This is a genomic window from Streptomyces sp. NBC_00525, from assembly GCF_036346595.1.
GTDB lineage: Bacteria > Actinomycetota > Actinomycetes > Streptomycetales > Streptomycetaceae > Streptomyces.
In genome coordinates this window covers 1330172-1351314 of sequence record NZ_CP107834.1, presented here as the reverse complement: position 1 = coordinate 1351314, position 21143 = coordinate 1330172, and the positions used below count along the sequence as shown (strand labels likewise).

The 21143-nt window shown below is 73.5% G+C and carries 16 protein-coding genes; 6 read left to right on the top strand and 10 right to left on the bottom strand.

The window, feature by feature from the left end:
- Positions 1-8: 8 nt before the first annotated feature.
- Genes OG710_RS05965 through OG710_RS05935 form a run of 7 tightly spaced genes read right to left on the bottom strand, consistent with a single transcriptional unit; the run spans position 9 to position 7717 of the window.
- Positions 9-824: an HpcH/HpaI aldolase/citrate lyase family protein gene (locus OG710_RS05965; RefSeq protein WP_330238388.1), complete on the bottom strand. Its 816-nt coding sequence runs from the start codon at positions 822-824 to the stop codon at positions 9-11.
- Positions 821-2020 (bottom strand): CaiB/BaiF CoA transferase family protein, encoded by a 1200-nt coding sequence (locus tag OG710_RS05960; RefSeq protein ID WP_330238387.1) that lies wholly within the window; start codon positions 2018-2020, stop codon positions 821-823. The genes OG710_RS05965 and OG710_RS05960 overlap by 4 nt, the downstream gene beginning before the upstream one ends.
- The gene (rbsK, locus tag OG710_RS05955; protein WP_330238386.1) at positions 2017-2901 is read right to left on the bottom strand and encodes a ribokinase; all 885 of its coding nucleotides are present in this window, start codon (positions 2899-2901) and stop codon (positions 2017-2019) included. Before rbsK ends, OG710_RS05960 begins: the two co-directional genes overlap by 4 nt.
- On the bottom strand, positions 2898-4277 hold the full coding sequence (locus OG710_RS05950) for an ADP-ribosylglycohydrolase family protein (protein ID WP_330238385.1): 1380 nt from the start codon (positions 4275-4277) through the stop codon (positions 2898-2900). Before OG710_RS05950 ends, rbsK begins: the two co-directional genes overlap by 4 nt.
- On the bottom strand, positions 4274-5494 hold the full coding sequence (locus tag OG710_RS05945; RefSeq protein WP_330238384.1) for an ADP-ribosylglycohydrolase family protein: 1221 nt from the start codon (positions 5492-5494) through the stop codon (positions 4274-4276). Before OG710_RS05945 ends, OG710_RS05950 begins: the two co-directional genes overlap by 4 nt.
- A complete protein-coding gene (locus tag OG710_RS05940) occupies positions 5403-6614 on the bottom strand; it encodes an ADP-ribosylglycohydrolase family protein (RefSeq protein WP_330238383.1) in 1212 nt (403 codons plus the stop codon). Before OG710_RS05940 ends, OG710_RS05945 begins: the two co-directional genes overlap by 92 nt.
- Complete coding sequence (locus OG710_RS05935; RefSeq protein WP_330238382.1) at positions 6611-7717, bottom strand: ADP-ribosylglycohydrolase family protein; 1107 nt, start codon at positions 7715-7717, stop codon at positions 6611-6613. The genes OG710_RS05940 and OG710_RS05935 overlap by 4 nt, the downstream gene beginning before the upstream one ends.
- A gap of 270 nt (positions 7718-7987) precedes the next feature.
- Between OG710_RS05935 and OG710_RS05930 the strand changes: the two genes are divergently transcribed.
- From OG710_RS05930 to OG710_RS05920, 3 genes are all read left to right on the top strand, one after another.
- On the top strand, positions 7988-8722 hold the full coding sequence (locus OG710_RS05930; protein ID WP_111332817.1) for a VIT1/CCC1 transporter family protein: 735 nt from the start codon (positions 7988-7990) through the stop codon (positions 8720-8722).
- Between the two features lie 413 nt (positions 8723-9135).
- Complete coding sequence (gene gltB, locus OG710_RS05925) at positions 9136-13695, top strand: glutamate synthase large subunit (RefSeq protein ID WP_330238381.1); 4560 nt, start codon at positions 9136-9138, stop codon at positions 13693-13695.
- Positions 13688-15148, top strand: a complete 1461-nt coding sequence (locus tag OG710_RS05920) for a glutamate synthase subunit beta (protein WP_111332822.1) — start codon at positions 13688-13690, stop codon at positions 15146-15148. Before gltB ends, OG710_RS05920 begins: the two co-directional genes overlap by 8 nt.
- 109 nt (positions 15149-15257) lie before the next feature.
- On the opposite strand, the gene OG710_RS05915 is transcribed toward OG710_RS05920, so the two are convergent.
- Positions 15258-16478 carry an SLC13 family permease gene (locus tag OG710_RS05915; RefSeq protein ID WP_330238380.1) on the bottom strand — a complete coding sequence of 407 codons (1221 nt, stop codon included), beginning with the start codon at positions 16476-16478 and terminating at the stop codon, positions 15258-15260.
- 42 nt (positions 16479-16520) lie between these two features.
- Positions 16521-17444, bottom strand: a complete 924-nt coding sequence (locus tag OG710_RS05910) for a rhomboid family intramembrane serine protease (protein ID WP_111332825.1) — start codon at positions 17442-17444, stop codon at positions 16521-16523.
- Between the two features lie 185 nt (positions 17445-17629).
- Between OG710_RS05910 and OG710_RS05905 the strand changes: the two genes are divergently transcribed.
- From OG710_RS05905 to OG710_RS05895, 3 genes are all read left to right on the top strand, one after another.
- Entirely contained in the window at positions 17630-18136 is a 507-nt protein-coding gene (locus tag OG710_RS05905; RefSeq protein ID WP_330238379.1) for a pyridoxamine 5'-phosphate oxidase family protein, read from the top strand.
- A 206-nt stretch (positions 18137-18342) separates the two neighbouring features.
- Positions 18343-18546 carry a cold-shock protein gene (locus OG710_RS05900; protein ID WP_018104519.1) on the top strand — a complete coding sequence of 68 codons (204 nt, stop codon included), beginning with the start codon at positions 18343-18345 and terminating at the stop codon, positions 18544-18546.
- An 85-nt stretch (positions 18547-18631) separates the two neighbouring features.
- Positions 18632-20173 carry a DEAD/DEAH box helicase gene (locus OG710_RS05895; protein WP_330238378.1) on the top strand — a complete coding sequence of 514 codons (1542 nt, stop codon included), beginning with the start codon at positions 18632-18634 and terminating at the stop codon, positions 20171-20173.
- 63 nt (positions 20174-20236) lie between these two features.
- Here the strand turns inward: OG710_RS05895 and OG710_RS05890 are convergent, their stop codons facing one another.
- Positions 20237-21130 carry a hypothetical protein gene (locus OG710_RS05890; RefSeq protein WP_330238377.1) on the bottom strand — a complete coding sequence of 298 codons (894 nt, stop codon included), beginning with the start codon at positions 21128-21130 and terminating at the stop codon, positions 20237-20239.
- Positions 21131-21143: the final 13 nt, after the last annotated feature.

Sequence of the window (21143 nt, the reverse complement as noted above, 5' to 3'; positions counted from 1 at the left end):
GCGGCGGGTCACCGCTTCCGCCGGGCCAGCGCCAGCGTCCGCCGCGCCTGCGCGACCACCGCCGCGTCGACGAAACGGCCGTCCGGCAGGGCCTGGGCGCCCGCCCGGTCACGGGCCGCCTCCACGACCTCCCAGGCCGCCTCCACCTCCTGCGGCGTCGGGCGGAACGCCCGCTCGATCACCGGGAGCTGCCGGGGATGGATCGCCGCCCGGCCCAGGAAGCCCAGCGCCCGGCCCCGGGCGCAGGAGGACCACAGCCCGTCCAGGTCCCGGACGTCCGCGAAGACCGACTGCGCCGGTGGCGGCAGACCGGCCGCGCGGGCGGCGACCACCACCCGGCTGCGCGACCAGTCCAGGCCCGTGTCCTCCCGTACGCCCAGATCGGCGCGCAGGTCCGCCTCGCCCAGCGCGACGGCCCGGACCTGGGGATGGGCGGAGGCCACCGAGTACGCGTGCTCGATGCCGAGGGCCGACTCCAGCAGCGGGCAGAGGGCGACCCCGGGGGCCAGCGCCGCGATGTGGTGGACGGACGCGGCGTGGGTGATCTTCGGCAGCCGCAGTTCCGCGAGCCCCGGCAGCCCGGCCAGCGCCCGCACGTCCGCCTCGTCGCCGACCCGGACGTGGAAGGGCGGCGCCCCGGCGGACGGCGGGCCGGACAGCAGCTCGGCGGTCGCGGCGCGGGCGTACTCCCTGCGGTCGGGGGCGACCGCGTCCTCCAGGTCCACGATCACCACGTCCGCCCCCGACCCGGCCGCCTTGAGCACCACGTCCGGCCGGTCGCCGGGCACGTACAGCAGGGTGAGCGGGGCCGCCGCCGCGCTCACAGCACCCGCTCCGCCCGCAGCGCCTCGATCTGCGGCCCGCTCAGCCCCAGCTCGGTGAGGATCTCCTCGGTGTCGGCGCCGTGCGGGCGGCCCGCCCAGCGGATCGCGCCCGGCGTCCGGGAGAGCCGGAAGAGGACGTTCTGCATCCGCAGCGGGCCCAGCTCCGGGTCGTCGATCTCGGTGACGGAGTCCAGCGCCCGGTACTGCGGGTCCTCCAGCACGTCCCGCACGTCCTGGACCGGTGCGATGGCGGCCTCCGCCTTCTCGAACGCGGACAGCGCCTCCTCGCGGGAGTGCCGGCCGATCCAGTGGCCGACGGCCTCGTCCAGCTCGTCGCTGTGCTCGGCACGCCCGGAGCCGGAGGCGAACCACGGCTCGTCGATCAGGTCGGGCCGGCCGACCAGCCGCATCACCCGCTCCGCGACGGACTGCGCGGAGGTGGAGACGGCCACCCACTGCCCGTCCGAGGTGCGGTAGGTGTTGCGCGGGGCGTTGTTGCGAGAGCGGTTCCCGGTGCGCGGCTGTACGTAACCCAGCTGGTCGTACCAGAGGGGCTGCGGGCCGAGCACGGTCAGGATCGGCTCGATGATCGCCATGTCCACCACCTGGCCCTCGCCGGTGCGGTCCCGGCCGGCCAGCGCCGCCATCACCGCGTACGCCGTGGCGAGCGCGGCGATCGAGTCCGCCAGGCCGAACGGCGGCAGGGTCGGCGGCCCGTCCGGCTCCCCGGTGATCGCCGCGAAGCCGCTCATCGCCTCGGCGAGCGTCCCGAAGCCGGGCCGGTGGGCGTACGGGCCGAACTGGCCGAAGCCCGTGACGCGCACCAGCACCAGCCGGGGGTTGACGGCGTGCAGCTCGTCGGGGCCCAGGCCCCACCGCTCCAGCGTGCCCGGCCGGAAATTCTCGATGACCACATCGGTGCGGGCGGCCAGCCGCAGGAGCAGCTCGCGGCCCTCGGGGGCGGAGAGGTCGAGCGTCAGATTGCGTTTGTTGCGGCCGAGGATCTTCCACCACAGGCCGATGCCGTCCTTCGCGGGCCCGTGGCCGCGCGAGGGGTCGGGGCGCACCGGATGCTCGACCTTGATCACCTCGGCGCCGAAGTCGCCCAGCATCGTCGCGCAGAGCGGGCCCGCGAAGAGCGTGGCGAGATCGACGACCCGCAGTCCGGTCAGCGGCGGCGCCGCGGGGGCGCTCACGCGGTGTCGATTTCGCTGCGGTACGGCATGGAGACCGAGGCGCCCGGTTTCTGCACGCAGAGCGCGGCGGCGGCCGAGGCCCAGGCGATGGCCTGCGGCACCGGGCGGCCCTCGCCGAGCGCCACGGCCAGGGTGCCGACGAAGGTGTCGCCGGCGCCCGTGGTGTCCACGGCGGTGACCTCCGGGGCGGGGAAGAGGGTGGCGCGGCCGGCCCGGTCCGCGTACAGGCAGCCCTTGGAGCCCAGCGTGATGAGCACCGCCGGGACCTGGGCGAGCAGGATCTCCGCCGCCGCGTGCGGATCGTCGTAGCCGGACAGCTCCGCCGCCTCGTGCTCGTTGGGGACCAGCAGGTCGATGTGGTCGAGGAGTTCGGCGGGCAGCTCCCGCACCGGGGAGGGGGTGAGCACCGTCCGTACGCCCTGGGCGTGGCCGGCCCGGGCGCCCTCGATCACGGCGGACAGCGGCAGCTCCAGCTGGAGCAGCAGCAGGTCGGACTCGGCGATGGCGGCCATCTCGCCCGGTCCGAGCGCGGTCATGGTGCCGTTGGCGCCGGGGACGACCACGATCGAGTTGGCGCCCGTCGCGTCCACCACGATGTGCGCGGTGCCGCTGGGGCCCTCGACGGTGTGCAGCAGGTCGGTGTCCACCCCGGAGTGCTCCAGGTTCTCCCGCATCCGCACGCCGTACTCGTCGTCGCCGACCACGCCGATCATCAGCACGTCCCCGCCCGCGCGGGCGGCGGCGACGGCCTGGTTGGCGCCCTTGCCGCCGGGAATCGTGCGGAACTCGCGGCCGGTGACGGTCCGGCCGCGCTCGGGGGCCCGGTCGACGTAGGCCACAAGATCCATATTGGTGCTGCCGAGCACCGCGACTCTGGTCATGGGCGGAGTGCCTCCTCGTGGGTGAGCCGGTGGGTGAGTGCGGCGAGGGTGTCGAAACCCGCCGCGTCGAAGCCGGGGACGGACGTGGCGAGCCGGTTCTTCAGCGGCGCGGTCCACCGCTCGGGCAGCGCGTCCGGCCGTCCGGCGAGCAGCCCGGCCAGCGAACCGGCGGTCGCCCCGTTGGAGTCGGTGTCCCAGCCGCCGGACACCGCCTTGCAGATGGAGCCGGTGAAGTCGCCGTCGGCGTGGGTGAGGGCGGCGGCCAGCAGGGCCGCGTTGGGCAGCACATGCACCCAGTGATACCTGCCGTACGCCGTGTGCAGCCGGTCCACGACCGTATCGAAGTCCCGTTCCGCGCGGGCGGCGGCGATGCCGTCCCGTACCGCGCGGGCGAACCGCGAGCGCGGCGGCACCACGCGCAGCCCGGTGGCCAGGCAGCCGTGCACATCGGTCTCGCCGGCCGCCGCCTCGGCCAGTGCCGCCGCCGTGAACATCGCGCCGTAGACGCCGTTTCCGGTGTGGCTGAGGACCGCGTCGCGGTACGCCTGCTCCGCCGCGCCGGCCGGGTCGCCGGGCCGGGTCCAGCCGTGCACGTCGGCCCGGATCCGCGCGCCGATCCACTCCCGGAACGGGTTGCGGTGGCGGGCGGTGTCCGGGGGTTCGATGCCGTCCAGCAGATTGCGGTACGCGATCCGCTCCGCGGTGAACGTACGCCCCGCCGGAAGCTCCTCCAGCCACAGCCGGGCCAGGTCCGCCGTGGTGAACGCGGTGCCGTGCCGCTGGAGCAGCAGCAGGGCAAGGAGCGGGTGGTCGAGGTCGTCGTCCGCGGGCATCCCGTCGATGTTCTCGGCGAGCGAGGTGGCCGCGGAGCGCCGGTTCCACGGATAGGTGGCGGCCAGCGGTGCGGGCAGGCCCCGGCCGGTGAACCAGGTGTCCAGCGGCCAGTTGCCGGTGGCGCGGGCCAGGGCGCGGATGCCGGCCAGCGGCAGCTTCTCGACCGGCTTGCCGAGCAGACAGCCGGCGGCCCGGCCCAGCCACGCCGCGTGCAGCCGCTCCCGGCTCGCCGGCTGCCCGCCGCGGGGGCGCGGCCACTGGGGGCAGGCGGCCCGGATCGCGTCCAGGGCGTCCGGTTCGTCGGCGGCCAGCGGGGACTCCAGCAGGGCGAGTTCGTCGAGCAGCCGTTCGGCGACCGCGCGCAGTCCGGGCGGGGCGCCGGGGGAGGAGGCCCCGGCGCGCTCCGGGGCGGGGGAGCCGCCGGCCTCGTACCAGCGGCGGGCGAGGGCGCGCGCGTCGCGGCCGTCCTCGGCGGCCTGCCGCAGCTCGTGGCCCACCAGGTCCTCCGGCTGCACCCAGGTCACCCGCACCGCCGTGGTCACGGGGTGCCCGCCAGCGTCGTGAAGGCGGCCTCATGGGCCCGGCGGCGGGCGGTGTCCCGGGCGAACATCTCACGGGCCACCCGGGCCAGGGTCCGGGCCGGGGCGCGCAGATCGAGGCGGCTGGCGGTGGCGACGGCGTCCGCCCAGTCGGCGGGGACGGCGCGCTCGCCGTGCAGGGCGCCGGCCAGCGCGCCGCTCATGGTGGCGATCGAGTCGCAGTCGCGCCCGTAGTTGACGGAGCCGAGCACCGCCCGCCGGTAGTCCCCGCCGGCCACCAGCAGCATGCCGAGTGCGACGGGCAGCTCCTCGATGGAATGCAGCCGGGAGGGGCGGCGGGCGCCGAGCGAGGGGGCGCGGTAGTCCGGGCCCACCGTGTCGAACGGGGCGACGGCCTCGCGCAGCGGGGCGAGCGCCGCCGCGAAGTCCCGGTGGCGGGCGGCGGTTTCGCACACGGCCTCGATGGCTGAGCGGGTGCCGTCCTTGGCGAGCGACAGACACGTCTCCACGACCGACTCCGGGGTGGCGCCGGGCGCGCAGGCGGCGGCCACGCCCGCCGCGAAGACGCCCGCCGCCTCCCGGCCGTAACTCGACTGATGGGCGCCCGCGATGTCGATCGCCTCGGCGTACGCCGCCTGCGGATGGGCGGCGTTCACCAGGCCGACCGGGGCCATGTACATCGCCGCCCCGCAGTTGACGATGTTCCCGCAGCCCGCCTCGCGCGGATCGACATGGCCGTAGTGCAGCCGGGCGACGATCCACTTCTCCGCGAGGAAGACCCGCTGCAGCGGCAGCGCCTCGGCCTCCAGCTCCGGAATCCAGCGCGGCTCGCCGATCAGCTCCGGTACGAGGTGCTCGGCGACCGCGTACGCGTCGAGACGGCCGCGCACCTTCGCGTACACCCGGACCAGCGCATGGGTCATCAGGGTGTCGTCGGTGACGTGCCCGTCGCCCTTGTGGTACGGGGCGATGGGGCGGGCGGTCCGCCAGTCCTCGCCGTCCCAGGGGCCGACGATCCCGGTGACCCCGCCGCCGTGCCGGGCGGCGATCTGCTCCGCGGAGCGGCCCTCGACGGGGCCGCCCAGCGCGTCGCCGACCGCCGCGCCGACGAGGGCGCCCGCGATCCGGTCATCGAGCGTGGGCGCCTCGGGTGCTGTGCGTGTCGGGGGTTTCGTGGGGGAGGGGGACGTCGTGGGCGCCGGGGGCACGGTGGATGTCATGTCCGAATTGTCCACCCCGGAGGGCCGGTTCCGTGTCTGCCAGCAGCCCGGCGAGTTCGACCAGATCCGTGCCCGCGAACCGGGGCAGCGCACAGCCGGCCAGCGTCCGGCAGGTCTCGCGCCAGCCGTCGGGCACGGCGGCGGCCGCGCCCAGCGCCCCGGTCAGCGCCCCGGCCAGCGCGGGCGCCGAGTCCGCCACCCGCGACAGACAGGCCGCCGCCGGCACCGCCTGCGCGAGGTCGCCCCGGCCCGCGGTGGCCAGCGCCAGGGCCACCGGGACGGTCTCGGCGGCGGCGATCCCGTAGCTGTAGACGTGGTCCACGATCTGGTGCTCCAACACGGGGACCAGGGCGAACGCCCCGGCCCGCTCCCCGGCGAACTCCCGCGCGATGCGCACCGCGTGGGCCGCGTTGCGGGCGATCTCGGTGCCGTCCGGGAGTTGGGCGAGCGCGGCGTTCACCGCCGTGTCCACGTCCGCCCCGGCCAGCGCCTCGGCGCAGGCGGCGGCCATCGCCCGCGCCCCGTGCACCCCGTCGCCGTCCTGGGTGTAGCGGGCGTCGAACTCCGCCAGCTCCGCCGCCGCACCGGGGTCGCCGGGGTGGACGACCGCCAGCACGGCCGCCCGTACGCATGCCGCGTCGTCGAAGTAGTGCGGGTTGTCGTGGCCGGTGGCGGGCGGCCGGAGCCCGGCGGCGAGGTTGCCGAGCCCGGCCCGTACCGAGATCCGGGCGCGCAGCGGCAGCACCGCGGACTCCACCTCGGGCGCGCGGGCCGCCGCCGCGGCGACCTCGGCCGCCAGGGCGTTCCACGCCCCGGCCACGGCGGCCCGCACCCGCCCGGTGGGGGCCGCCGCCAGCACGGTCCAGGCCGTGAACGCCGCCCACTCGGCGTCGTCGGACGGGCCCAGCCGCAGTGGCTCGGGCGGCTGGTTGAGCGCGATGGGCACCGGGAGCGTGGTCGTCGCGTTCTGCTCGGCGAAGGTGTCCAGCTCGCGGGTGAGGCGCCGGGTCCACTCCGGCATCCGGGCCGCCCGGTGCCGTGCGGCCGGCCACCCCGCCGCGTCCCCGGCGGCCAGCCCGAGCAGCAGCCCCTCGATCCGCCCCCGCCGTTCGCGGCTCACCCCGCCACCGCCCCGGCACCCCGCGACGCCCCGCTCCCGCCGGCCGCCGGTCCGTCCGGCGGGGCCAGCAGGTCCGCGACGTCCAGGACGTGGTAGCCGCGCATCGACGGCAGGCAGCTGCCGCGTACCGGGCCGATCGCCTCCGCCCAGGGCGGCGGGATCGACGAGGCGCCGTGCAGCGCCCCGGCCAGGGCGCCCGCCACGGCCGCCGTCGTGTCGGCGTCCCGGCCCATGTTGACCGCCGTCAGCACCGCCGTACGGAAGTCGCCGCGCGCCGCCGCGAACGCGCCGAACGCCAGGCCCACCGCCTCCGGGGCCAGGTCCGTCCACGGATAGCCGCCGACCACCACGGCCGAACGGACCGCGCGTTCCCCGGTGAGCCGGTCCGGGTACCGCCGCCCTGCCGCCGTGACCGCGCGCCGCAGCGAACGGGCCGTCCAGGAGTCCATCGGTACGACGGAGAGCGCGGCGGCGATCACGGAGGTGACCGAGGCCCCGGACATCGCGGCGGCCACCCCGGCGGCCACCGCCTGCCCGCCGTAGATGCCCTCGCCCTCGTGGCTGACCCGGCCGTCCACCGCGACCAGCCGGGCCGCCTCGGCGGGACGCCCGGCCGCGAAGACGCCGAAGGGCGCGGCCCGCATCGCGAGCCCGTCGCTCCAGGCGTGCCGGTGCTGGGCGGAGATCGGGGCGGCCAGCCCCCGGCGCAGGTTCTCCAGGGTGCCGCGCTCGCTGAACCCGGCGCCCCGGAACGGGCCCTCGTCCAGATCGGCGATCCACAGCCGCCAGGCCCGCTCGACGTCGGTGACGGTCAGCCCGGAGCCGTGCCGGGCCAGCAGCAGCCCGGAGAAGATCGCGTACTCGGTGTCGTCGGTGCCCGCCGGATCGTCGCTGACGAAGCCCTCGACGCGGCCCCAGCGGCGGCGGATCTCGGAGGGCCGCATGTTCTCCGCCGGGGCGCCGAGCGCGTCCCCGACCGCGAGTCCCAGCAGCGCGCCCCTGGCCCGGTCACCCGGCCCGCCCCGCTCCGGCGCGGGGCGCGGCGCGCCCGTTCGTGTGCCGCCCGCCCGCGGCGCCGTCGGATTTCCTGCGACCGTCTCCATCGCGTCGACCCTTCGCTCGTACCGAGCCAGTACTCGTGCCTGTGGAATCCGTTCCACGCGGAGCGGGGACGAAGGCAGATCATCCGCACAAAAGGGCCACTCGGATGAAGCCTTCCGGACAGCAAGGCAAGCCGTACCTATCCGGTTACGCAGGGTGGTAAGTACGGCCTGCCTTGCTGGCGGGAGCGTTTTTTCGTGCGTACTTTCGAGGTGTCGAGCGGGGGCGGGCGGGCAGAAGGCCCGTCTCCGGAGAAGGGGAGAGAGACCGCCGTGGCCATCATCGAGACCGACGCCGTACTGCACGAGGCGCACCGGGACAACCACACCCACCGTGACGTCAACGGCGGCTGGCTGCGTCCCGCGGTCTTCGGCGCGATGGACGGGCTGGTCTCCAACCTCGCCCTGATGACCGGCGTCGCGGGCGGCGACGTGTCGCACCGCACCATCGTCATCACCGGCCTGGCCGGGCTGGCCGCCGGTGCCTTCTCGATGGCCGCCGGCGAGTACACCTCCGTCGCCTCCCAGCGCGAACTGGTCGAGGCCGAGCTGGACGTCGAGCGGCGCGAGCTGCGCAAGCACCCGGTGGACGAGGAACGTGAGCTGGCCGCGCTCTACGAGTCGCGCGGCGTCGAACCCGCGCTCGCCCGCGAGGTGGCCCGCCAGCTCTCGCGCGACCCGGAACAGGCCCTGGAGATACACGCCCGCGAGGAGCTGGGCATCGATCCGGGCGACCTGCCCTCGCCGCTGGTGGCCGCGGGCTCCTCGTTCGGGGCCTTCGCGCTGGGCGCCCTGCTGCCCGTACTGCCCTATCTGCTGGGCGCGGACGCGCTGTGGCCGGCCGTGCTGCTGGCCCTGGCGGGGCTGTTCGGCTGCGGCGCGGTGGTGGCCCGGGTGACCGCCCGCAGCTGGTGGTTCAGCGGACTGCGACAGCTGGCCCTCGGTGGCGCGGCGGCCGCGATCACCTACGGACTCGGATCGCTGTTCGGCGTGGCGGTCGGCGGCTGACCGGCCTCCACGCGGGCCGAGCGGCCCGGCTTTCACACGATCGGCCCGATATGTGCGGGCCGATCGTGTGACGTACGTCCCGATCGGCGCCCCTGGGCGGGGGTGCCCCGCGCATCGTAAAATGAGTCTCTATGCAGGACTACACATAAGTAGTCATCGCGTGGTGGTTTGGGTTTCCCCGCCACCGGGCAATAGCCGTAGGCACCGCAGGCGAAGAAGCCTGCCCCCGCGGTCTCCCAGGGCGCCGATCATCCGACAGCGACCCATTTCACCGTCTTCGACGGTGTCCGCATGTTGGATCAGTTCATCCGCTTTGTGAGAAGCGCCCCATCATGTAACCTGCATCATCTTTTCGCAGAGGGCCAACGTCGTCCCTCGGCACCGCATATGCCACGACGACGACGGGAGAGCCGATGCGTACCGACGCCTGGTCGCCCATGGACGGTCGCCCCGCCCCCCAGGGGATGTACGACCCCCGCAACGAGCACGACGCCTGTGGCGTGGGGTTCGTAGCCACCCTCACCGGTGTGCCGGCCCACGAAATGGTCGAGCAGGCGCTGACCGTGCTGCGCAACCTCGAACACCGCGGTGCCACCGGCTCGGAGCCCGACTCCGGTGACGGCGCCGGAATCCTCCTCCAGGTCCCGGACGCCTTCCTGCGTGCCGAGGTCCCCTTCACCCTCCCCGACGCCGGCGTCTACGCGGTCGGCATCGCCTTCCTGCCCGCCGACGACTCCACCGCGGCCGTCGCCGCCCTGGAGACCCTCGCCGCCGAGGAGGGCCTCACCGTCCTCGGCTGGCGCGAGGTCCCGGTCACCCCCGGCATCCTCGGCAACGGCGCCCGCGCCACCATGCCCGAGTTCCGCCAGCTCTTCGTCGCGGACGGCGAGAGCACCGGCATCGCCCTGGACCGCAAGGCATTCGTCCTGCGCAAGCGCGCCGAGCGCGAGGCCGGGGTCTACTTCCCCTCGCTCTCCGCCCGCACCCTCGTCTACAAGGGCATGCTGACCACCGGCCAGCTCGAACCCTTCTTCCCCGACCTGTCCGACCCCCGGTTCGCCACCGCGGTCGCCCTGGTCCACTCGCGCTTCTCCACCAACACCTTCCCGAGCTGGCCGCTCGCACACCCGTACCGCTTCGTCGCGCACAACGGTGAGATCAACACGGTCAAGGGCAACCGCAACTGGATGCGGGCCCGCGAGTCCCAGCTCGCCTCCGGCCTCTTCGGCGACGCGCCCCTGGACCGGATCTTCCCCGTCTGCACCCCGGACGCCTCCGACTCCGCCTCCTTCGACGAGGTCCTGGAGCTGCTCCACCTCGGCGGCCGCTCGCTGCCGCACTCGGTGCTGATGATGGTCCCCGAGGCGTGGGAGAACCACGACTCGATGGACCCGGCCCGCCGCGCCTTCTACCGGTACCACTCCGCGCTGATGGAGCCCTGGGACGGCCCGGCCTGCGTCACCTTCACCGACGGCGTCCAGGTCGGCGCGGTCCTCGACCGCAACGGGCTGCGCCCCGGCCGCTACTGGGTCACCGACGACGGACTGGTCGTCCTCTCCTCCGAGGTCGGCGTCCTGGACATCGACCCCGCCAAGGTCGTCCGCAAGGGCCGCCTCCAGCCCGGCCGGATGTTCCTCGTGGACACCGCCGAGCACCGCATCATCGAGGACGACGAGATCAAGGCGTCCCTCGCCGCCGAGCACCCCTACCAGGAGTGGCTGGCCACCGGCGAGATCGAGCTGGGCGACCTCCCCGAGCGGGAGCACATCGTCCACACCCACGCCTCGGTCACCCGCCGCCAGCAGACCTTCGGCTACACCGAGGAAGAGCTGCGCGTCATCCTCGCCCCCATGGCCCGCACCGGCGGCGAACCGCTCGGCTCCATGGGCACCGACTCGCCGATCGCCGCGCTCTCCGCCCGGCCCCGGCTGCTCTTCGACTACTTCACCCAGCTGTTCGCCCAGGTCACCAACCCGCCGCTGGACGCCATCCGCGAGGAGCTCGTCACCTCGCTGCGCTCCGTCCTCGGCCCCTCGGGCAACCTCCTGGAGCCGAACGCCGCCTCCTGCCGCAGCGTCGCCCTGCCCTTCCCGGTGATCGACAACGACGAGCTGGCCAAGCTCATACACATCAACGCCGACGGCGACATGCCCGGCATGAAGGCCGCCACCCTCTCCGGCCTCTACCGGGTCGGCGGCGGCGGCGACGCGCTGGCCGCCCGGATCGACGAGATCTGCGCCGAGGCCGACGCCGCCATCGAGGACGGCGCCCGCCTCATCGTCCTGTCCGACCGGCACTCCGACGCCGAGCACGCCCCGATCCCCTCGCTGCTGCTCACCTCCGCCGTCCACCACCACCTCATCCGCACCAAGCAGCGCACCCAGGTGGGCCTGCTGGTCGAGGCCGGCGACGTCCGCGAGGTCCACCACATCGCGCTGCTGATCGGCTTCGGCGCCGCGGCGGTCAACCCGTACCTGGCCATGGAGTCCGTCGAGGACCTGGTCCGGGCCGGCACCTTCATCGAGGGCATCGAGGCCGAGCAGGCCATCCGCAACCTCATCCACGCGCTGGGCAAGGGCGTCCTGAAGGTCATGTCCAAGATGGGCATCTCCACGGTCGCCTCCTACCGCGGCGCCCAGGTCTTCGAGGCGGTCGGCCTCGACCAGGCGTTCGTCGACCGCTACTTCAACGGCACCGCCACCAAGATCGGCGGCGCCGGCCTCGACGTCGTCGCCAAGGAGGTCGCCGCCCGGCACGCCAAGGGCTACCCCGCCACCGGCATCTCCGCCTCGCACCGCGCGCTGGAGATCGGCGGCGAGTACCAGTGGCGCCGCGAGGGCGAACCGCACCTGTTCGACCCGGAGACCGTCTTCCGCCTCCAGCACGCCACCCGCAACCGCCGGTACGACATCTTCAAGAAGTACACGGACCGGGTGAACGAGCAGTCCGAGCGGCTGATGACGCTGCGCGGCCTGTTCGGCTTCACCTCCGACCGCCCCTTGATCGACATCGAGGAGGTCGAGCCCGTCTCGGAGATCGTCAAGCGCTTCTCCACCGGCGCCATGTCCTACGGCTCCATCTCGCGCGAGGCGCACGAGACCCTCGCCATCGCCATGAACCAGCTGGGCGGCAAGTCCAACACCGGCGAGGGCGGCGAGGACGCCGAACGGCTCTACGACCCGGCCCGCCGCTCCTCCATCAAGCAGGTCGCCTCCGGCCGCTTCGGCGTCACCAGCGAGTACCTGGTCAACGCGGACGACATCCAGATCAAGATGGCCCAGGGCGCCAAGCCCGGCGAGGGCGGCCAGCTGCCCGGCCACAAGGTCTACCCGTGGGTCGCGAAGACCCGGCACTCCACGCCGGGCGTCGGCCTCATCTCGCCGCCGCCGCACCACGACATCTACTCCATCGAGGACCTGGCCCAGCTGATCCACGACCTCAAGAACGCCAACCCGGCGGCCCGCATCCACGTGAAGCTGGTCTCCGAGGTCGGCGTCGGCACGGTCGCCGCCGGTGTCTCCAAGGCCCACGCGGACGTCGTCCTCATCTCCGGCCACGACGGCGGCACGGGCGCGTCCCCGCTCACCTCGCTCAAGCACGCGGGCGGCCCCTGGGAGCTGGGCCTGGCCGAGACCCAGCAGACGCTGCTGCTCAACGGTCTGCGCGACCGCATCGTCGTGCAGACCGACGGCCAGCTCAAGACCGGCCGCGACGTCGTCATCGCCGCCCTCCTCGGCGCCGAGGAGTTCGGCTTCGCGACCGCGCCGCTCGTCGTCTCCGGCTGCGTCATGATGCGCGTCTGCCACCTCGACACCTGCCCGGTCGGCATCGCCACCCAGAACCCGGTCCTGCGCGACCGCTTCTCCGGCAAGGCCGAGTACATCGTCAACTTCTTCGAGTTCATCGCCCAGGAGGTCCGCGAACTCCTCGCCGAACTCGGCTTCCGCACCATCGAGGAGGCGGTCGGCCACGCCGAACTCCTCGACACCGACCGGGCCGTCACCCACTGGAAGGCCCAGGGCCTGGACCTCGCCCCGCTGTTCCACGTCCCCGAACTGCCCGAAGGCGCCGTCCGGTACCGGAACACCGAGCAGGACCACGGCCTGGACAAGGCGCTCGACAACGAGCTGATCAGGCTCGCCGCCGACGCCATCGGGGCCGACACCCCCGAGGCCGCCCAGCCGGTCCGCGCCCAGATCGCGATCCGCAACATCAACCGCACGGTCGGCACCATGCTCGGCCACGAGGTCACCAAGAAGTTCGGCGGTGCGGGCCTGCCCCAGGACACCATCGACATCACCTTCACCGGCTCCGCGGGCCAGTCCTTCGGCGCCTTCCTGCCCAGCGGGGTCACCCTCCGCCTGGAGGGCGACGCCAACGACTACGTCGGCAAGGGCCTGTCCGGCGGCCGCGTCGTCGTCCGCCCCGACCGGGGCGCCGACCACCTCGCCGAGTACTCCACCATCGCCGGCAACACCATCGCCTACGGCGCCACCGGCGGCGAACTCTTCCTGCGCGGCCGCACCGGCGAACGCTTCTGCGTCCGCAACTCCGGCGCCACCGTCGTCTCCGAAGGCGTGGGCGACCACGGCTGCGAGTACATGACCGGCGGCCACGCCGTCGTCCTCGGCGAGACCGGACGCAACTTCGCGGCCGGCATGTCCGGCGGCGTCGCCTACGTCATCGACCTCGACCGCGACAACGTCAACGCCGGCAACCTCGGCGCCGTCGAGGAACTCACCGACACCGACACCCAGTGGCTGCACGACGTCGTGCGCCGCCACCAGGAGGAGACCGGCTCCACCGTCGCCGGAAAGCTCCTCGCCGAGTGGGACACCGCCGTGACCCGCTTCAGCAAGATCATCCCGTCCACCTACAAGGCAGTGCTCGCCGCCAAGGACGCCGCTGAGCTCGCCGGTCTCTCCGAGCAGGAGACCACCGAGAAGATGATGGAGGCGGCGACCAATGGCTGACCCCAAGGGCTTCCTGACCACCGGCCGCGAGGTCGCGCGCACCCGCCCGGCGGACGAGCGCGTCAAGGACTGGAACGAGGTCTACGTTCCGGGCTCGCTGCTCCCGATCATCAGCAAGCAGGCCGGCCGCTGCATGGACTGCGGCATCCCGTTCTGCCACAACGGCTGCCCGCTCGGAAACCTCATCCCCGAGTGGAACGACTACGCCTACCGCGAGGACTGGTCCGCCGCCGCCGAACGGCTGCACGCCACCAACAACTTCCCGGAGTTCACCGGGCGGCTGTGCCCGGCCCCCTGCGAGTCGGCGTGCGTGCTCGGCATCAACCAGCCGGCCGTCACCATCAAGAACGTCGAGGTCTCCATCATCGACAAGGCGTGGGGCAACGGCGACGTCACCCCGCGGCCGCCGGAGCGCCTGTCCGGCAAGACCGTCGCCGTCATCGGCTCGGGACCGGCCGGCCTCGCCGCCGCCCAGCAGCTCACCCGCGCCGGCCACACCGTCGCCGTCTACGAGCGCGCGGACCGCATCGGGGGCCTCCTGCGCTACGGCATCCCCGAGTTCAAGATGGAGAAGTCGCACATCAACCGCCGCATCGAGCAGATGCGCGCCGAGGGCACCAAGTTCCGCACCGAGATCGAGATCGGCCGGGACATCGACGCCGCGAAGCTGCGCCGCCGCTACGACGCCGTGGTCATCGCCGCCGGCGCCACCGTCTCGCGCGACCTGCCCGTGCCGGGCCGCGAGCTGAACGGCGTGCACTTCGCGATGGAGTACCTGCCGCTCGCCAACAAGGTGCAGGAGGGCGACCTGACGGTCTCCCCGATCACCGCCGAGGGCAAGCACGTCGTCGTCATCGGCGGCGGCGACACCGGCGCCGACTGCGTCGGCACCGCGCACCGCCAGGGCGCCCTGTCCGTCACCCAGCTGGAGATCATGCCCCGGCCCGGCGAGGAGCGGAACGCCAACCAGCCCTGGCCGACGTTCCCCATGCTCTACAAGGTCACCTCCGCGCACGAGGAGGGCGGCGAGCGGGTCTACTCCGTCTCCACCACCCGCTTCGAGGGCGACGAGGACGGCAACGTCCAGGCCCTCCACCTCGTCGAGGTGGAGTTCAAGGACGGTAAGCTGGAGCAGAAGCCCGGCACCGAGCGGGTCATCCCCGCGCAGCTGGTCACGCTCGCGATGGGCTTCACCGGCACCGACCAGTCCAACGGATTGGTCCAGCAGTTCGGTTTGGAGCTCGACGCACGGGGCAACATCGACCGTGACGCGGACTACGCGACCAACGTCGACGGCGTGTTCGTCGCCGGGGACGCGGGCCGCGGCCAGTCCCTCATCGTCTGGGCCATCGCCGAGGGCCGCTCCGCGGCACGCGGCGTGGACCGCTTCCTGACCGGAGCCAGCGCCCTGCCGGCCCCGATCCGCCCGACGGACCGTGCCCTCACGGTCTGATACGGCACCACAGACGTCCCGCACAACGGCGTGCGGAACTGAACGCGGCGCCTGCCCGTCCCCGACCGGACCCGGCAGGCGCCGTGGCGCGTCCGGGGACAGGTACGGCTCAGGCGGTCAGGGCCAGCGCACAGGTCGCCGCCCCCGTCGCCGCCACCGCGAGCACCAGACCGGTCAGCGCGAAGCGCCCCACCCCGATCCGGGTCCCCTGCCACCGGCACCGCTCGAACCACAGCAGCGTCGCCAGCGACCCCCACGGCGTCACCAGCGGCCCCGCGTTGACCCCGATCAGCAGCGCGAGCAACTGCCGGTGGTGATCCGCCGGCACGACCGCCTCGCCCGCCACGTACGCCGGAAGGTTGTTCAGTACGTTGGCGAGCCCGGCACCCACCCCCGCCGTACGCAGCAGCCCCGCCAGGCCCTCGTCCGAGCCCAGCGCCCGCATCAGCACCTCGTGCAGCCCGTGCGCCTCGACCGTCTCCACCACCAGGAACATCCCCGGCACCAGGACCAGCAGCCGCCACGGCACCAGCGAGAGCCGCAGCTCCCCGCGCCGCCGCACCGCGTACGCCGCCACCACGACCGCCATCGCCACCAGCGACGCCGACCACAGGGGCACATCGACCAGCAGGATCGCCAGCAGGAACCCGGCACACGCCACCGAGCACACCCCCAGCAGCACCCGGTCCCCGGGCACGGGCAGCGCCGGCGGCGTGTACGTGTCGGCGCCCCGCCGCCCCCGGCGCCAGTAGAACACCCACAGGCACAGCGCCGTCACCCCGATCGCGGCCAGCTGCGGCAGCCACATCACGGCGGCCAGCCCGGCCGGTGACAGCGCCACCCGGTCCGCCGCCAGCAGATTGGTCAGGTTCGACACCGGCAGCAGCAGACTCGCCGTATTGGCCAGCCACACCGTCGTCATCGCCAGCGGCACCGCCGCGATGCCCACCCGCCCGGCGAGCGCCAGCATCACCGGAGTGAGCAGCACCGCCGTGGTGTCCAGGTTCAGCGTGATCGTGGTCAGCGAGGCGAACGCCACGCACAGCCCGAACAGCAGCGGATAGCGCCCCCGGCCCGCCCGCGCCACCCACGCCGCGACCACGTCGAAGACCTGCGCCCGGCCCGCCAGCTCCGCCAGCACGATCACCGTCGCCAGGAACGCCAGCAGCGGACCGATGCGCCGCAGCTGCTCCTGCGCGGGACCGGACGGCAGCAGCCCGGTCGCCACGGCGGCCACCCCCGCCAGCAGCAGCCCGCCGGCCAGCCAGTCCAAAGGATGCAGCCGCCGCACCGGGGCAGGGAAGAGCCGCGGGAAGTGATCGTTCCGCATGCCGGTCATCGTGTCAGACCGGGACCCGGCCACCGGCCCCGCTCAGCCGGTCAGCGCCGCCGTCTTCAGGACCACCAGCAGCACCAGCACCGCCCCCAGCACCACACAGCCGGCCGCCTGCACCGCCGTCCGCCGCCCGGCGGGGGCGTACGCGTACACCACCGTCACCGCCGCACCGGTCAGCAGACCGCCCAGGTGCGCCTCCCACGAGGTGAAGGCCGCCGAGAGCAGCATCCACACCAGGAACCCGGCCAGGAAACCGTTGACCTCCCGCCGGTCCCGGCCCAGCCGCCGGCCGATGACGTAGAACGCGGCGACGAGACCGAATATCGCACCCGAGGCGCCCACCACCGCGTCCGTCGGCGACACCAGGTACACCAGCACCGAGCCGCCCAGCGCGGACAGCAGATACAGGGCCAGGAAACGGACCCGGCCCAGCTGCTCCTCCACGCCCCGGCCGAGCGTCCACAGCGCGTACATGTTGAACACGATGTGCAGCACCCCGAACGGCAGCGACCCGAACGACGTGCCGTCCGGCGGCAGATGGAGGAAGGAGCCGGTCAGCAGCCGGTACCACTCGCCGCCCACCACCCCCACCACGTCGAACCCCGGATAGCCGCCGTCGACGTAGACATAGCGCCCGCCGTCCGCGTCGGTCAGCCAGGCCCCCGCCATCTCGAACCGGTCGACGAGCCCCGGACGTATCAGCTCCGCCAGATACGCCAGCACGTTCAAACCGATCAGCACATACGTCACGACCGGCACCGCGGACCGCGACACCGTGCCGCCGAACGCCGTCCGGGTCCGGCGTATCGAGCGCTGCCCCTCCTTCACGCACTCCACGCACTGGTGGCCCACCGCCGCCTCCCGCATACAGGCCGGGCAGATGAACCGCTCGCAGCGCACGCAGCTCACATACGTCTCGTACGAGGGATGGCGGTAACACGTGGTGACGTCGGCCTCCATGGCCGGCTCCTTCGTCCGTACGGGTATGCGGCGGCCGGTGGGGGGTCGGCGGCGAACAAGATAGCGAATGCGGCACCGGGCGCCCGACCCAGGGCGGGGCGCCCCCGGAGCCCGAACGGGTGGGCACGAGGACTCCTGCGGAAAAACGGACAGAGGATGTCGGGTATCCCGGATTCCATGGCGCCATGACCACCACGACCTGGACCGACTTCCGCACCGCCGAACCCGGCTTCGCCGACACCGTCCGCCACCGCTTCGGCCTCTACCGGCACCACGTCCTCGCCACCCTCCGCGCCGACGGATCACCCCGGCTCACCGGCCTGGAGGTCGACTTCTGGCGCGACGAGCCCCACCTCGGCATGATGCCGAACTCCCGCAAGGCCCTCGACCTGCGCCGCGACCCCCGCTTCTGCGTGCACGCCAACCCCGGACCCGGCACGGAGATGACCGACGGCGACGTCCGCTTCTCCGGGCGCGCCGTCGAGATCACCGACCCCGCCGTGCTCGCCCGCTTCATCGAGGAGCGCACCCCGCCCGAGCCCTTCCACCTCTTCCGCGTCGAACCCACCGAGGTGGTGCGCGTCGGCCTGGAGGGCGGCGACACCATCGTCATCAGCACCTGGCGCCCCGGCCGCCCCCTGCGCACCGTCCGCCGGGGGAACGACGAGGGGACGCTCTCCGGGGACGGCTGAGCGACCTGCCTCACATCGTCCGGCGGCAGACCGTGCTAGGCTGGTCCCGTTGCAGTTTTGGTACCCATGACTTTATGTGCGCCTGACGGGAATGCTTCGTCAGGCGCATTATTGTTTTCCGGCTTTCTCCGGATGGGGCTCAATGCGGCGACTTGGAATTCGTGACCTGCGAATTTCCGGCACTGCACCTCCTGAAGGAGAACAACATGGCTACGGGAACCGTCAAGTGGTTCAACTCTGAAAAGGGCTTCGGCTTCATCGAGCAGGACGGCGGCGGCGCCGACGTCTTCGCCCACTACTCGAACATCAACGCCCAGGGCTTCCGCGAGCTCGTCGAGGGCCAGAAGGTCAGCTTCGACGTCACGCAGGGCCAGAAGGGCCCGCAGGCGGAGAACATCGTCCCCGCCTGATCGTCGGCGACGCATCCTTCGCAGCCGGGGTCCGCACCTTCACGGTGCGGGCCCCGGCTCGTGCTGTCCCAGGAGGACAACCCGTATGACCCGCTCCGAACGCCAGGACCGTCCCGCCCGCAACCGCCCGTCCCGAGGGCGCGGCGCGGCCCGGCCGAAGGCAACCGCACAGGGTTCCGGCAAGGCGTCGCCCCGTCGCAGGGCCACCCCGCCGCAGGGCGAATTCGCGCTGCCCGAAACCATCACCCCCGCACTGCCCGCCGTCGAGGCGTTCGCCGAGCTGGACATGCCCGCCGCCCTGCTGAAGACCCTCACCGCGCAGGGCGTTACCGCGCCGTTCCCCATCCAGGGCGCCACCCTGCCCAACTCGCTGGCAGGCCGCGACATCCTCGGCCGGGGCCGCACCGGCTCCGGCAAGACCCTCGCCTTCGGCCTCGCGCTCCTGGCCCGCACCGCCGGCCGCCGCGCCGAACCGAAGGCCCCCCTGGCCCTCGTCCTCGTCCCCACCCGCGAACTGGCCCAGCAGGTCACCGACGCGCTGACCCCGTACGCCACCGCCGTCAACCTGCGCCTGGCCACCGTCGTCGGCGGCATGTCGATCACCCGCCAGTCCGCCACCCTGCGGCGCGGCGCCGAGGTGCTCGTCGCCACCCCCGGCCGGCTCAAGGACCTCATCGAACGCGGCGACTGCCGCCTGGACCAGGTCGCGATCACCGTCCTCGACGAGGCCGACCAGATGGCCGACATGGGCTTCATGCCCCAGGTCACCGCCCTGCTCAAGCAGGTCGAGCCGGACGGCCAGCGCATGCTGTTCTCGGCGACCCTGGACAAGAACATCGACCGCCTGGTCAAGATGTTCCTCACCGACCCCGTCGTGCACTCCGTCGACCCCTCGGCCGGCGCGGTCACCACCATGGAGCACCACGTCCTCCACGTCCTGGACGAGACCGACAAGAAGGCCGTCGCCACCAGGATCGCCGCCCGCGACGGCCGCGTGATCATGTTCGTCGACACCAAGCGCGGCGCCGACCGCTTCGCCAAGCGGCTGCTGGCCAGCGGGGTACGCGCCGCCGCCCTGCACGGCGGACGCACCCAGCCGCAGCGCAACCGGACCCTGGACCAGTTCAAGAACGGCCAGGTCACCGCCCTCGTCGCGACCAACGTGGCGGCCCGCGGCATCCACGTCGACGACCTCGACCTCGTCGTCAACGTGGACCCGCCCACCGACCACAAGGACTACCTCCACCGCGGCGGACGCACCGCCCGCGCGGGGGAGTCCGGCAGCGTCGTCACCCTGGTGCTCCCCGAGGAGAAGCGGGACATGACCCGCCTGATGCAGGACGCGGGCATCGCCCCCCGCACCACCCGCATCAAGTCCACCGACGAGGAACTCTCCCGCCTCACCGGCGCCCGCGAGCCCTCCGGCGTCGCGGTCGTCATAGAGGTGCCGCAGCCGACCCAGCCCCAGCGCAGACCGGCCACCGCCACCGGCACCCGCTCGACGGGCCGCAGCCGCAGCCGCGGCCGCCGCACCGGAGCCGGAGCCGGAGCCGGTACGGGCGCCGGAGGCTCCCGCAGCGGTGCCGCGCCGCGCGGTGCGGCACCGCGCAGCCGCCGGGGCGCCTAGGCCCCATGCCGGAGGGGCCCGCCCGGACCCCTCCGGCACAGCGGCGCGCCCGGACCGGCGGTCTCAGGTCGTGCAGTCCAGCACCGCGCCGCACAGCGCGCACCGCACCCGCACCCGGCCCCGCACCGCCACCCGGTTCCACTGATGGCAGACCGGGCACGGAAACTCCACCCGCAACCCGTCCCCGCCCCCGGTGAACGCGTACCCGGCCGCATCCCGGCCGCGCGCCGCACGCCCCTCCCGCCGGTCCTTCGCGTAACGGTGGCGTTCCCACCGGCCGGCCGCCGTCAGCGGCGGCCGCGCGGCGTCCCGCAGAGCCCGCGCCCGGCCCTCCACATACGCGGTGTACGCCTGCGCACTGGTGAACCACGGCGACGGGTCCTCCCCGAACACCAGCGCCCGCTCCGCCAGCACATAGCCGAACTCCTCCGGGGTCAGATAGCCCAGCTTCTGGCTGGAGACCCCGTCCTCCCGGAACGCGTCCAGCAGCAGCCAGCCCGCCCCCAGATAGGCCGCCGCCGTATCCGTCAGGATCTCGTTGTCCCGCGTACCGGGGAACTCCAGACCCAGCCGGTGCAGCAGCACATGCGCCACCTCGTGCGCCAACGCGGCCCCGATGTCCCGGCGATGCGTACGGAAGCGGTCGTTCAGCTCCACGAAGTACTCCGGGCCCGCCGCCAGCTCCACACTCCCCGCGTGCTCCATCGCCCGGAACGCCACGATCATCCGGGCGTCCGGCAGCCGGTAGTGGCGCACCATCGCCCGCGCCACCCGCTGCGCCCCCGGATGCAGATCCTCCGCGTCCGTGAACGCCGCGTCGGCCGGGACGACACTCGCGTCGAAGCGCTGCACCCCGTCGGGCCCCAGCCGCCGGTACAGCGCGGTGATCGCCGAACGGACCGTCGCCAGATGCGGAAAGCCGTGCTCGACGGGGCTGCGGCGGAGACTGTCCGGCACGTCCGTACCCCCG